The 12,586-nt window shown below is 34.1% G+C and carries 14 protein-coding genes; 10 read left to right on the top strand and 4 right to left on the bottom strand.

Annotated features, from left to right (window positions below; genetic code table 11):
- The first annotated feature begins 72 nt into the window (after positions 1–72).
- From ACPUVN_RS13635 to ACPUVN_RS13625, 3 genes are all read left to right on the top strand, one after another.
- The gene (locus tag ACPUVN_RS13635) at positions 73–918 is read left to right on the top strand and encodes an HDOD domain-containing protein (protein ID WP_426359784.1); all 846 of its coding nucleotides are present in this window, start codon (positions 73–75) and stop codon (positions 916–918) included.
- Positions 919–1,031: 113 nt separating this feature from the next.
- Positions 1,032–2,456 (top strand): sodium-dependent transporter, encoded by a 1,425-nt coding sequence (locus ACPUVN_RS13630; RefSeq protein ID WP_426359785.1) that lies wholly within the window; start codon positions 1,032–1,034, stop codon positions 2,454–2,456.
- A 128-nt stretch (positions 2,457–2,584) separates the two neighbouring features.
- A complete protein-coding gene (locus tag ACPUVN_RS13625; protein ID WP_426359786.1) occupies positions 2,585–3,478 on the top strand; it encodes a class I SAM-dependent methyltransferase in 894 nt (297 codons plus the stop codon).
- Positions 3,479–3,557: 79 nt separating this feature from the next.
- Here the strand turns inward: ACPUVN_RS13625 and ACPUVN_RS13620 are convergent, their stop codons facing one another.
- Both ACPUVN_RS13620 and ACPUVN_RS13615 read right to left on the bottom strand, forming a co-directional pair.
- On the bottom strand, positions 3,558–4,172 hold the full coding sequence (locus tag ACPUVN_RS13620; RefSeq protein ID WP_426359787.1) for a LysE family translocator: 615 nt from the start codon (positions 4,170–4,172) through the stop codon (positions 3,558–3,560).
- Positions 4,173–4,174: 2 nt separating this feature from the next.
- Positions 4,175–5,014, bottom strand: coding sequence for a DNA ligase (locus ACPUVN_RS13615; protein ID WP_426369255.1), 840 nt, complete (start codon positions 5,012–5,014; stop codon positions 4,175–4,177).
- A gap of 112 nt (positions 5,015–5,126) precedes the next feature.
- On the opposite strand from ACPUVN_RS13615, the gene ACPUVN_RS13610 reads away from it, so the two are divergent.
- On the top strand, positions 5,127–5,603 hold the full coding sequence (locus tag ACPUVN_RS13610) for a hypothetical protein (RefSeq protein WP_426369254.1): 477 nt from the start codon (positions 5,127–5,129) through the stop codon (positions 5,601–5,603).
- 149 nt (positions 5,604–5,752) lie between these two features.
- Positions 5,753–6,004: a PGPGW domain-containing protein gene (locus ACPUVN_RS13605; protein WP_426369253.1), complete on the top strand. Its 252-nt coding sequence runs from the start codon at positions 5,753–5,755 to the stop codon at positions 6,002–6,004.
- Positions 6,005–6,065: 61 nt separating this feature from the next.
- On the opposite strand, the gene ACPUVN_RS13600 is transcribed toward ACPUVN_RS13605, so the two are convergent.
- Complete coding sequence (locus tag ACPUVN_RS13600) at positions 6,066–6,773, bottom strand: DUF3581 family protein (RefSeq protein WP_426359791.1); 708 nt, start codon at positions 6,771–6,773, stop codon at positions 6,066–6,068.
- A gap of 173 nt (positions 6,774–6,946) precedes the next feature.
- The gene (locus ACPUVN_RS13595) at positions 6,947–7,252 is read right to left on the bottom strand and encodes a GIY-YIG nuclease family protein (protein ID WP_426359792.1); all 306 of its coding nucleotides are present in this window, start codon (positions 7,250–7,252) and stop codon (positions 6,947–6,949) included.
- Between the two features lie 117 nt (positions 7,253–7,369).
- On the opposite strand from ACPUVN_RS13595, the gene ACPUVN_RS13590 reads away from it, so the two are divergent.
- From ACPUVN_RS13590 to ACPUVN_RS13570, 5 genes are all read left to right on the top strand, one after another.
- Entirely contained in the window at positions 7,370–8,203 is an 834-nt protein-coding gene (locus tag ACPUVN_RS13590; RefSeq protein WP_426359793.1) for a DUF2797 domain-containing protein, read from the top strand.
- Between the two features lie 83 nt (positions 8,204–8,286).
- Positions 8,287–9,132 carry an HDOD domain-containing protein gene (locus ACPUVN_RS13585; protein WP_426359794.1) on the top strand — a complete coding sequence of 282 codons (846 nt, stop codon included), beginning with the start codon at positions 8,287–8,289 and terminating at the stop codon, positions 9,130–9,132.
- A 285-nt stretch (positions 9,133–9,417) separates the two neighbouring features.
- A complete protein-coding gene (glnK, locus tag ACPUVN_RS13580; protein ID WP_304367871.1) occupies positions 9,418–9,756 on the top strand; it encodes a P-II family nitrogen regulator in 339 nt (112 codons plus the stop codon).
- A 12-nt stretch (positions 9,757–9,768) separates the two neighbouring features.
- The gene (locus tag ACPUVN_RS13575; RefSeq protein WP_426359795.1) at positions 9,769–11,049 is read left to right on the top strand and encodes an ammonium transporter; all 1,281 of its coding nucleotides are present in this window, start codon (positions 9,769–9,771) and stop codon (positions 11,047–11,049) included.
- 263 nt (positions 11,050–11,312) lie between these two features.
- Positions 11,313–12,248: a Dyp-type peroxidase gene (locus ACPUVN_RS13570; protein WP_426359796.1), complete on the top strand. Its 936-nt coding sequence runs from the start codon at positions 11,313–11,315 to the stop codon at positions 12,246–12,248.
- The last annotated feature ends 338 nt before the right edge of the window (positions 12,249–12,586 follow it).

Below are 12,586 nucleotides of genomic sequence, written 5' to 3'. Positions count from 1 at the left end.
CAATTTTTATCTTTATCTTTAAAAACTTCGGGTTACACTGTTAATAAGACAAATACTACAGAAAAACTCCCTATGAATGCTAATGACTATGCCAAACAAGCAAATGGTTCTTTTGCTTTACCTGATGCTTGCTTCAAAATTAAATCATTAATGGAAGACGAAAGCTCTACTATTGAAGACTTTGCTAATGTGATCAGCGTTGACCCTTCTTTAACTTCACGCTTACTACAAATTGCCAATAGTGCTATTTATAGTTTTTCGGGAGAGATCAGTACTATTTCTCGAGCAATTACCATTATTGGTACACAAGCTATTTATAATATGATGTTAGTTGATGTTGCTGCCACGGCTTTTAAGCACTTTTCAAATCAAGCTATCGATTTGAAGCGTTTTTGGCGAATGAGTATTTTTTGTGGATTAGCCACTAAAAATTTAGCCATTAAAGCGGGTATTAGAGATATAGAACGTTTATTTGTTGCGGGTTTACTGCAAAACTTTGGTGAACTTATTGTTGCCAAAGTTTCTCCGGAACTTGCTCAGCAATGTGAAAAGTATTCAGCAGAGAATTTGCCTTGGAGCTTACAGAAAGAGTGTTTAAATTTCACTTACACCGATGTGTCTGCTGAATTACTAAAAATATGGCAAATACCTGAAAAAATAATTCTTCCTATTCGTCATTATAACGAAGCGAGTTCTAATCAAATCAACAAAGATGTTAAAATATTGTATTTAGCATCAAGACTTGCTCTTGTTGATAGCCATCCTGAAGAATTTACCTATGACGAAACAGTTGATGAAAGCTTATGTCAGTCGTTAAATATTTCAGCTGAAGATTTAATTGATGCAGCTTCTTTTGCAAGTAAAGAAGCTGAAAATATTCTTAACATTATGAATGTAAGTTTATTTACGCGTAAATAAGAGTAAAGACAAAAGGGCATTAAGTTTTATTAACGTCGATAACAGTTATCTTAATATCAATGATATTATTAATAATAATTAATGCCTTATAAAAATTATAATGAAGGACATTCATGACAACACAAAAAGAACATTTTAGTTCCCGCATTGGATTTATATTAGCTGCAGCGGGTTCTGCCGTAGGTATTGGTAATTTAGTTGGTTTCCCTGTAAACGCCGCAAAAAATGGTGGCGGTGCATTCTTACTTGTTTACGCACTGTTTATATTTATTATTTGTTTACCTGTAATGATTGCTGAAATGGCTGTGGGTCGTAAAACAGGAAAACAACCTGTAGGTGCCTATAAATCGTTAACTAATAACAATACCTTATGGGGAGCTGCTGGTTTTATCGGTGTATTAACTCCGTTTATGATTGCTGTATTTTATATGGTGATCACCGTTTGGTTATTTGGATATCTCGCTTTAACTGTAACAGGTAATTTAGATTACTTGGCAAGCGAGAAAGGCTTTGGCGAATTTATAAATAGCCCATACCTTTTTGGTGTTATGGCGGTTGTGGCAGCTATTCTTTATTATATTTTAGTTGCTGGCGTTAAAGAAGGCATAGAAAAAGCAGCTAAAATATTAATGCCTGCCTTATTCGTTATGCTGTTATTAATGGTGATCTTTGTATTAACTTTAGATAACGCGTTAGCGGGTGTTAAGTTCTTTATCATTCCTGATTTTACGAAAATTACGCCAAGTGTTATTAATGGAGCATTGTCGCAAGCCTTCTTTTCACTTTCTTTAGGTATGGGTATTTTAATTACTTATGGCTCGTACATTAATCGTGAAACCAATATAGCTAACTCCGCTAAATTAGTTGCTATTACCGATACAGCTGTCGCCTTTACTGCCGGCTTAATGATATTACCGGCTATATTTTCATTTGATCCTGCTATCAATCCGGCTGACTTAAGTGAAAGCTCTGTTTCTCTAATTTTTACTTTCTTACCTAAGATATTCTTAGCGCTACAAGTATCTATTGGTTATGTTGGAGCTAGTGCGGTTGCTGCATTCTTTTTCTTGTTAGTGTTTTTTGCAGCGATAACTTCATTGGTTTCTATTATTGAAGTACCTGTTTCTTATCTTATAACAGAGAAAAAACATACACGTAGAAAAGCGTTATTTACTTTACTTTTTAGTGCTGGTTTACTGACTGTGTTTGCAACCCTTTCTTTTGGGATGGTGAGCTTCTTTACTGACTTTGTTGATTACGCAGGTAAGAGTAAATCCTTCTTTGACGTAATATATGACATTTTCTATGACACGATACTTCCGCTCAATGGCTTTTTATTATGTATTTTTGTTAGCTACCGTTGGAAAAAGCATAATTTGTCGGCTGAGTTAGCGATAGGAAATCCAAATTATGTTGGTTCTTGGGTTGAGAAATACGTTAACTTTTCATTAGGAACTTTTATCCCAGCAATCGTTTTATGTATTTTTATTAATACCGTTGCTCAAAAGTTCTTTAACTATAATCTTTTTGGTTTCTAGTTAATCTGAGGTTAATTAATTATCCTCAAATCAAACAAAAAGCCGTATCATACGGCTTTTTTATTGTCTGATGTTTATTACCTGTCCAGATAGAGCTTTTATAGATTAGCAACAAACTTGAGAAATATATGATTGAATACATTACAGCAACCGATTTTAATGAATGCCAACGACTATTTCACGGTCGAGGTCACGCCTATCCAGAATTAGAACATGTAAATGTTGATTGGTTATCACCTGTCGTATTCATTACTTTATATCAAGCAGTGGAGTCTGAGTGGCTTGAAAAGCAAGTTGCTGCACTTAGTCAGTTAATACCTGATTGTGAATCAGTTCAAGTACAACACCGATATCAAAAGTTTGCGCCAACAGAGGTTTTATGGGGAAAAGATTTTTCTCATACTGTGGTGGTAGAGTCTGACCTTAAATATAATATTGAATTTGGTAAGTCTCAAAATACTGGACTATTTCTTGATATGAAAAATGGTCGAGACTGGGTAAAAGACTCTTGTGAAAATAAAAATGTACTTAATTTGTTTTCATATACTTGTGCCTTTTCAGTTGCTGCTATTGCAGGTAATGCTAAACAAGTTGTTAATGTTGATGTAAGTAAATCATCACTTTCTAAAGGGCGTGATAATCACCGATTAAATAAACAAGATACAACTAAAGTTAAGTTTGAAGGTGTAGATATATTTAAATCTTATGGGCGTTTGAAAAAATATGGACCGTATGAATTATTAATCTGTGATCCACCTTCTTTTCAAAAAGGCAGTGTAGATATTGAAAGAGATTACAGCAAAATTATAAGAAGGTTACCACAATTAATGTCGCCTGAAGGCGATGTGATCTTATGCTTAAACTCTCCTGATTTAGACGAAGAGTTTTTATTAGCAGAAGTTGCAAGAGAATGTCCGGATTGTCAATTTGTTAGAAAAATGGAATCACCAGAGGTTTTTAAAGAAGCTCATAAAGGTAAAGGGCTTAAAGTGTTGTTATTTAAGTATTCACCTAGAGCCTGAACTTAGCTTTATATGGATGTGAATTATAAATATTAAAACTTGTGTTGATTGATCATTAGCACAAGTTTCTATTTCTAATTTAATTAACTACAACTCTAACGGCTAAAGCAATTAGAAAACAGCCTGTTACTTTATCTACAATATAGCTATTTTCTTTAAGCTTATTAATGATGTTTCCTTTAGATATAAGGAAGGTAACAAAGCAATACCATAAAGCATCTAACGTACCTACCGTAACCGTCATTATTACTTTTTGTTCAATGCCCGAATCACTATTCAAAAACTGGCTAAACAGAGCAATAAAAAAGATAGCAAGTTTAGGGTTTAAAAAAGCGATCAAAAAGCCATCTCGCCAACCATTTATATTATTTGTTACTACAACTCCTTCTTCAGAAGGAATTAGTTTTGATTTTTTACTTAGCAGAGACTTCACACCCAAAAATAATAAAAATGCTGCTCCAGCATATTGAATCAGTGAGAATAAAAAAGGCGTGTTAACTATAACTACCGCAACACCTGTAGCTGTTATAGCAGCGTACAAAGCAACACCTAAACCATGGCTTATCGCTGTTGCATAACCTTTAGCAACACCGCCATTAACCGCATTCTTTATTACTAAGGCTAAGCTTGGCCCCGGAGACAAAGCACCTAATATACAAATAACCACAAATGATAACCAGAGATGAAGTTCCATTATTATTCTTTTCCTCTAATGCGTAAAAAACTTGCGAATTTTGGCACACCTTTTTGGGTTTTACCAAGATATTTATACGTAATTATTGAGCCAACTGGCGGAGGGGTTTTTCTTTCATCATCGCTAAATCCAGACCCTATTTTGAATATAATGCCATCCATTGTTCTTACTTGTATAGCACCTAACATATTTAAATACTTTCCTTTACCTTTGTGGTGCTTAATAACTATAGCTTCAGCATCTTGGTAGAGTTTAAGTTTCATTATGTTTTTGGTTCTACCTGTACTATAAAATGCATTTTCATAATGTAACATTAACCCTTCACCTTCGATCTTTACTACTTCGGCTAGCTTTTGATTTAAAGCATCTATGGTGAGTAATTTAAATTGTTGAACAGCTTGAAAGTAGGGGGATTCAACTTGCTTAACCAGGGTATTTATTTCTTCAATGCGCTGACTAAAATTTTGTTTGCTTTCGGGTAAGTCAAAAATCATGAACTTTATGTTCTGCCAGCAGGGTTGAGCTTCTTTTTTTTTAACACATGAAATCACTTGTTCAAAGGTATGCCTTTTAATCCATAACTCTCCATCAATAGCCGCATCAGGCCAGTTAGCGGTGAACCAGGTAGGAGGATTAAGAGGATTCCCGTTTTTAGTGAGCAATACTTTACCGTCCCAATAACCTCTAACACCATCGAGCTTTTCACTGATCCAATACTGGCTAATATTATATTGTGCTTTATATGGCGTGGCTAATTGAATAGCAGGTGCTTTAATCGCAATAGCATTAGAGCTAATAAACAATAAAAGAAGAATAAAGAGGGCTTTAAGGTAATTAGTCATACTGAACATCCTGTTCGATTAATAAACAAATTATCATTGTACTGTACATCAAGCTTTATTATGATTGAAGTGATTTGTATGAAATTCAAACAATTATCAAGGAGTGATTTAGATGTTTATTCGATTAATAGCACTAATGTTAATGGTAATGTCGTTCCAATCCTATGGAGCAAAAAAAGAGTGTGCTGGATTGTTAGATAAGTTCCAGAATATTCAATCTCAGCTAAAGCAAGGACAGTCGATTAAAAGCAGTGCGTCTCTGAGAAAGAAAGAAGATATAGCGCGCGAGAAGTGGTGGGATTGCGAAAATAACAAAACGACTTCTTCAAGTACAAGTAAAAAGAAGGTCGTTAAACTTAAAAAAACTGATAAATCTATACTAGAAGATGCACCGAAAGTTTTCTCTTCAAATAAAAATATAGTCATTAAAGGACGTTTTTCAGGCGACAAACAATTACAGTGGCTTGAATATTATCAACGTCCGAAAAAGTGTGGCAGACCTAAAACTACACAAGTATTTGCCTTTTGTATGGAAGATAAAACAGAGCAGCAGAATAAATTTGAACAAGAGTATCAAAATAACAAATAAAGTGTGAAATATACTATAAATTCATCATATATAGCATCGCATATGTTTTATTTTTATTTAATTTATTGATTAATATAGACTTATTTATTGGTCTTAAATTTGCTAGTTATAAGCTACTAGCAAACTTAAGATTAACGAAGGAAATAAGTATGGGAAAACAAATCAAGTCTTTGATGATCAATATTGTCGGTGCCTTTTTAACACTAATAGGTGCCATTTTTATCGTATTACCCGGACCCGCATTTCTCTTTTTGCCTATTGGCTTAGCTATTTTAAGTTTAGAACATGCTTGGGCAAAAGTATGGTTGAGGCATTGCCAACGAATGATGCGCAAAGGAGCAGTTAAAATGGATGCTTTAATTGCAAAACTCACTAAACGAAAAAACGCTAATAATAGATAATTATTAGCGTTTTATTGAATCAGTCTGTTTGACGTTATTTTACTTAACTTCAAACATCAGCCTACTTAATATAAGCTGCTTTTGTTTCGTTATAATCTTGTACTATAACGTCTATAGTGTCTTGGCAATATTCTCGTAAGCCACTAAGTAACATGTGCTTCCTACCATGACCGACTTTAACGTCGTTCGATATTAAGTCGAAAGCTAAACAAGCACTGCCACGTTTACCATCAATAGTGAGTTTTGAATTAGATTCAATTAATTTTACACTGGTAAAATCGACACTGTCTAACTCAATAGACATGCTTTCATACATAACCATTGGACGTGAAGGGTTGATCATCGTGTTATTTTCAGCCATTAACTTAACCAATATGTGTGGGAAAGTGTGACCTGAAAATTCAACATATGCTCTTATCAAAGCTTCAATGCTTGCTTCATTTTTAGTTGAGTTACCTGATACATTAACATGCATGTAATCTTTGCCGTTATCGTCGGTAACGCTAGCTTTATCATCAATTTCATTTGGGAAATTTAAGTGAATATCGTTTGAAACCATACCTGAAAAGGTAAAATCCATTTTCTGAAATAAACCAGATTTAGCCAGTATGAGTGAAAATAATAAGTCACCAGGTACACAAAACCTTTTCGCATCAATATTATGCAATGGATTAAAATCATCAGCGACTTGCTTAGCAAAGTTACTTGCCTGTTGGCGTGTGAAGTTTATTTTGTTGTTTGAGGTGGTGTAGAAATCATCAAGAAACATAGTTTATTATTTTCACTTATGTGTATTTAATTGATTAGTAATGAGCGTATGGTTTAAAGCGCGGCTATTCTAACACCATCAATTGGAAAAATCGAAAGTTATAATAGATGGTTATAAGGAATAGAGCAGGTAGATGTTTTTTCTGAATGCTTAACTGATAAATATAGCTATTATTACGTCTTTTTAGAGGTAAATTGTTTTATCACAAGAGATTCTTTGGCTGCTTTTTTTAGTTTTTTGAGTGCATATTCTCGTTTGCTTGCTGTTGTTCTATTTGACTGTTCCTCAGAATAAACCAGCTCAACAGGACGACGAACACGGGTGTATTTCGCGCCTAATTTATTAGAAGTATTGTGTTCGAATAGACGGCGTTCTAGATCCGTCGTTATACCAGTATAAAGACTATTATCAGAACACCTTAAAAAATATACGTACCAAGTTGAGGTCATATTAAGTTTATGATTAGTAGCGGTTTGCATTAAGTTTTCATAGTATACTTGGCATCAGCGAGAGATAAACGCATTTCTTTATTAAAAGCATTAATCAACTTGATATTAATTAGCTTTATACATTCTTTACTAATTTAGGTTCTATTCATGTTCTTATCAGACACAGGTCCACTCAGAAAACTTACCGCTCAACTCGATTCACAAGGCAATATTGAATATCAATTACCTATTGGTGAACAGAGCATTGCCTTAAATGAACTTATTGGTAAAGAAATCACGCTTGAACATATTGGTGTTATTAACTGTAGTAATTGCGGGAAGAAAACTAAAAAAAGTTATTCGCAAGGTCACTGTTACCCATGTATGCAAAAATTAGCTCAATGTGACATGTGTATTATGAAGCCTGAAACGTGTCATCATCATTTAGGTACTTGTCGTGATCCTGAGTGGGGAACAAAGAATTGTTTTGTGCCTCATTATGTTTATTTAGCTAATAGTTCAGGGTTGAAAGTGGGCATAACTCGGCATACACAAATACCTACACGTTGGATTGATCAAGGTGCAATTCAAGCCTTACCTATTTTCAAAGTGGCTTCTAGAATTCAATCGGGATTAGTTGAAATTGCACTTTCTGAGTTTGTTGCCGATAAAACAAATTGGCGAGCTATGCTAAAAGGTTCACCAGAGAAAATAGATTTAATTGCTAGAGCAAAAGAATTAAAACCTAAAATTTCTCAAAAACTTGCCGATATTGCACTACAATATGGTAATGATGCTGTTGAATCACTTGATAGTGAAGTAATTGAATTAAATTACCCAGTACAGCAGTACTTAGAAAAGATAAGTTCTTTTAATTTTGACAAAACGCCAATTGTTTCAGGTGTTTTACTAGGAATTAAAGGGCAATACCTTATTTTTGATAAAGGAGTTATTAATATGCGTAAATTTACTTCATACCATATTAATCTAAAATGGACTTAAGCTAACAAACGGTTAGCGATGCAAAGCATTACTTTGTAAATAGTTGTAGGTCTACATTTTTATTACCTTTAGGAAATTATGTTATGAATGCGTTTGAATGTGCAGAAAATGCTGAAGAAGTTTTTATTCTTTCGGACTCTTTTTCTCGTATAAAAGAATTAATTGATAATGATTCATCAACCATTGATGACATAGCTGACATTATAATTTTAGATCCTACCTTATCAATAACGATCCTTAAGTTAGCGAATAGCTCGTTTTTTAATTATCCAGGTAAGATAGAAACCATTTCAAAAGCTGTTTTAGTTTTAGGTATCACCGAAGTTTATAATTTAATTATTGCTTACTTTATTACAGACGCATTTAAATCGATTGATGGTGACCCCGAATATTTAGAAAGCTTTTGGGAACAAGCTGTTGATTGTGCTTTAATTATTAAATTTTTAGGGACAGAATTAAATGTACCTAATGCAGAACGCTTATTTATATTAGGTTTATTACATAATATTGGCGAACTAGCGGTACACCAAAGTATGCCGACTAAAATTGAAGCTTGTAATACTTTTACCTCTGCTGAACTGCCATGGGATAAACAAAAAAGTGAAATTGGATTTACTTATGCGGAATGTAGTGGCGATTTACTTAAGCTGTGGCAGCTACCTTATACTTTAATTGAGCCTATTCGAGATCAAGACCAATACGACTTTGAATTTGCAACAGTTGAAACTAAGTTATTGTATTTATCTAAACGCGCCATGCTATTGAATTATAGTTGTAAAAAACATAAGCCATCTTCATTGATTAGCGCCGAAATATTGGCTGATTTAAAAGTTAACCCTAAGATGATACTTGCTGCTAACCATTTTTGTAATGTTGATCGACTCAGTATTTTATCTATTTTATCTCCAGGATCTTCTGTTATTTTTTAAAAGTTCTATATAAAAAACTCAATAGATATAAATTGGCTTTAAGTTTATATCTATTGAATTCCCCTCCGATTATTTTCTCTAAATTCAGCTTATTAATTAAAGACTAAATCTTGCCTCTATTTTTGCACCAATTAATATCATGCCAAACTTCTACTGGTTTGTTTTGGTGCAATAAAAACATTGAAAATACATTTTAACCTTTTAACTATTTGATTTTTATTGTAAAAATTAATTGGCATACCATTTGTATATTAGATGTTAATACAAAACATAGGGGTCAACTAAATGAAAATAATAAATGCAATAATAAAGCCTTTCAAGCTTGATGATGTTCGTGAAGCTATATCTGAAATAGGTGTTGAAGGTCTTACTGTGAGTGAAGTTAAAGGCTTCGGTCGTCAGAAAGGTCATACCGAGCTTTATCGTGGTGCTGAATACCAAGTAGATTTTTTACCTAAAGTGAAATTGGAAATTGCTGTAAACGACGATATTGTTGAGCGTTTAGTTGAAGTAATCGCTAAAGCAGCTTACACAGGTAAAATTGGCGATGGTAAAATCTTCGTATACAACTTAGAACAAGCTGTACGTATTCGTACTGGCGAAAACGATGCTGAAGCACTTTAAGGAGTAATTATTATGGAACAAAATATTTTTCAACTTCAATATGCAATGGACACATTTTATTTCTTAATTTGTGGTGCATTAGTTATGTGGATGGCTGCTGGTTTCTCAATGTTAGAAGCGGGTTTAGTTAGAGCTAAAAACACCACTGAAATATTAACTAAGAACGTAGCCTTATATGCTATTTCTTCAATCATGTATTTAGTTATCGGTTACGACATCATGTACGGTGGTGGTGTATTCTTAAACGGTATTGCACTTGACGGTGCTGCAGATGCAGATGCTCTAGTTGCAACTGTTTTAGCTGAGTCTGCTGAAGCTGGTTTTGACGGTGGTTCAGTTTACTCAAACGCTTCTGACTTCTTTTTCCAAGTAGTATTCGTTGCTACAGCAATGTCTATTGTTTCTGGTGCAGTTGCTGAGCGTATGAAGCTTTGGGCTTTCTTAGCATTTACAGTTGTTTTAACTGGCTTTATCTACCCTATGGAAGGTAGCTGGACTTGGAATGGCGATGCTGTATTTGGTTTATATACATTAGGTGACCTTGGTTTCTCTGATTTCGCTGGTTCAGGTATCGTACATATGGCTGGTGCTTCTGCTGCTTTAGCTGGTGTATTATTACTTGGTGCTCGTAAAGGTAAATACACTGCAGACGGTAAAGTAAACGCTATCCCAGGTGCTAACTTACCAATGGCAACATTAGGTACATTCATTTTATGGATGGGTTGGTTTGGTTTTAACGGTGGTTCTGTATTAAAACTTGGCGATATCAGCAGTGCAAACTCTGTTGCTATGGTATTTTTAAATACTAACGCTGCTGCTGCTGCAGGTGCTGTTGCCGCTTTATTATTTGCTAAAATCTTATTTAAGAAAGCAGATTTAACTATGTGTTTAAACGGTGCGTTAGCAGGTCTTGTTGCTATTACAGCTGAACCTTCAACACCTACTCCAATTCAAGCAACTATCTTTGGTGCTATCGCTGGTATCATCGTAGTATTATCTATCTTAGCGCTTGATAAAATTAAGATTGATGATCCTGTAGGTGCTATCTCTGTTCACGGTGTAGTTGGTTTATTTGGTTTATTATTAGTACCAGTAACTAACTCTGCATCTTCATTTAGTGGTCAGCTGATTGGTGCTGCAACTATATTTACTTGGGTATTTGTAACAAGTTTCATCGTTTGGTTTGTATTGAAACTAGTAATGGGTATTCGTGTAACAGAAGAAGAAGAATACGAAGGTGTTGATAAGGCTGATTGTGGTATGGAAGCATACCCTGAATTTACACGCGGCTAATTACGTGTAAAGTAAGCTTATTAAACATGTAAAGCAGCCTACGGGCTGCTTTTTTAATATTTATCATTTGATATTTTTACAGTGTTTATAATCAGTTAGAATCGACTATATTCGATGATTCTTTCATCAAAGTATTAAAAGTAGTTTATAATACTTAAGATTATAAAAAAGCTACGTTAAAGCTTTTCTACAATAGAATTATGATCATCTCCTTAAATAATAAAATGTGTAAAATAAAGTCGTAACAGACAAATAGGATTTTTATGGCTAGAGAGCAATTTGGTGTTTGTGCAGAACCTAACTTACATGGCAATTATCTGCTGTTTAATGTTTTAGATGATAAAAAAGATTACTTGCGCCAAGCATTATCAAGACTTCCAGCTTTACTCGATAAATACGCCGACAGATTTTCTGAAGCCAACCTTATTGGTGTTTTTGCTATAGGCGCTGGTTATTGGGATGAGTTTTATCCTAACGCTCGTCCTAAAGAGTTAACCAACTTTCCGCTAATGGCTTGCGAAGATCGTACTGCTCCAGCGAACAATTACGATCTTTATATAGAAATAAGAAGTGATCGGGCAGACGTAAACCACATCGTTACAACTAAAGTTTGTGCCTTATTAGGAGACAGTGTTGAGTTAGCTGAACAAGTACGTGCATTTCGTTTTCTTGATGGCAGGGATTTAACCGGTTTTGTTGACGGTACCGAAAACCCTAAAGGTATGCATAGAAGAGAAGTCGCTTTAGTGAGTGAAGATGAAGACAGTGAATTTGCCAAAGGCAGTTATTTACATGTTCAGCGTTATCGTCATAACTTAAATCTATGGAATACGTTAGAAGTTAAAGCGCAAGAAGATGTGTTTGCGCGTACAAAAATTGATAACGAAGAATATAGTACAGAAAACAAATTACCTACATCTCACATTAAACGTACGGGTTTAAAGGATGAAGAGGGTAATGCCCTTGAGATATTAAGACAAAGCATGCCTTATGGCGATATGAAGCAACAAGGTTTGTTTTTTGTATCTTACTGTCAATCTCCTAAGCCTTTTGAAATTATGCTTAAAAGTATGATTTTTGGTGATGAGAATGGAGATTTTGATCATATGCTGAAATATACACAAGCAGAAACTGGCGCAGCTTTCTTTGCACCAAGTTTAACATTCTTAGAAAAGCTGGCTGACGACATCGATAGCTAGGTACGAATATAGAAACATAATAAGAGCAGTATAAATACTCAGATCAAAGTCTAGTTTTACCGCTCTTTTTTTTTGCTTAAAATATAAAGTCAGTTAATCACATTAATGAACCTGAACTCGGTTTAAGGTGTTTTTAATTCATTGGAATTATGACTAATAAAATTTAACGATGAAGCAAGTAAAAATAGCTGTTAACGTTTAATATTTTTTGACGTTTATATATCAAGAAATGATTTTTATAAACGAAGAAGAGGTTTTTTAATTAAATACTTCAGAAGGGATCAAACAAGGTAAACAAAGAAGCGTTAATAATTACTGACTTCTTCATTTACCAATAG

This window comes from Pseudocolwellia antarctica (genome assembly GCF_049933045.1).
GTDB lineage: Bacteria > Pseudomonadota > Gammaproteobacteria > Enterobacterales > Alteromonadaceae > Pseudocolwellia.
This window is presented reverse-complemented; position numbering and strand designations above follow the sequence as displayed.

Bases quoted from the DNA above. Each gene is read 5' to 3' on its own strand.
- ACPUVN_RS13635 (WP_426359784.1), top strand. From the start codon at position 73: ATGAATGCTAATGACTATGCCAAACAAGCAAATGGTTCTTTTGCTTTA.
- ACPUVN_RS13630 (WP_426359785.1), top strand. From the start codon at position 1,032: ATGACAACACAAAAAGAACATTTTAGTTCCCGCATTGGATTTATATTA.
- ACPUVN_RS13625 (WP_426359786.1), top strand. From the start codon at position 2,585: ATGATTGAATACATTACAGCAACCGATTTTAATGAATGCCAACGACTA.
- ACPUVN_RS13620 (WP_426359787.1), bottom strand. From the start codon at position 4,172: ATGGAACTTCATCTCTGGTTATCATTTGTGGTTATTTGTATATTAGGT.
- ACPUVN_RS13615 (WP_426369255.1), bottom strand. From the start codon at position 5,014: ATGACTAATTACCTTAAAGCCCTCTTTATTCTTCTTTTATTGTTTATT.
- ACPUVN_RS13610 (WP_426369254.1), top strand. From the start codon at position 5,127: ATGTTTATTCGATTAATAGCACTAATGTTAATGGTAATGTCGTTCCAA.
- ACPUVN_RS13605 (WP_426369253.1), top strand. From the start codon at position 5,753: ATGGGAAAACAAATCAAGTCTTTGATGATCAATATTGTCGGTGCCTTT.
- ACPUVN_RS13600 (WP_426359791.1), bottom strand. From the start codon at position 6,773: ATGTTTCTTGATGATTTCTACACCACCTCAAACAACAAAATAAACTTC.
- ACPUVN_RS13595 (WP_426359792.1), bottom strand. From the start codon at position 7,252: ATGCAAACCGCTACTAATCATAAACTTAATATGACCTCAACTTGGTAC.
- ACPUVN_RS13590 (WP_426359793.1), top strand. From the start codon at position 7,370: ATGTTCTTATCAGACACAGGTCCACTCAGAAAACTTACCGCTCAACTC.
- ACPUVN_RS13585 (WP_426359794.1), top strand. From the start codon at position 8,287: ATGAATGCGTTTGAATGTGCAGAAAATGCTGAAGAAGTTTTTATTCTT.
- glnK (WP_304367871.1), top strand. From the start codon at position 9,418: ATGAAAATAATAAATGCAATAATAAAGCCTTTCAAGCTTGATGATGTT.
- ACPUVN_RS13575 (WP_426359795.1), top strand. From the start codon at position 9,769: ATGGAACAAAATATTTTTCAACTTCAATATGCAATGGACACATTTTAT.
- ACPUVN_RS13570 (WP_426359796.1), top strand. From the start codon at position 11,313: ATGGCTAGAGAGCAATTTGGTGTTTGTGCAGAACCTAACTTACATGGC.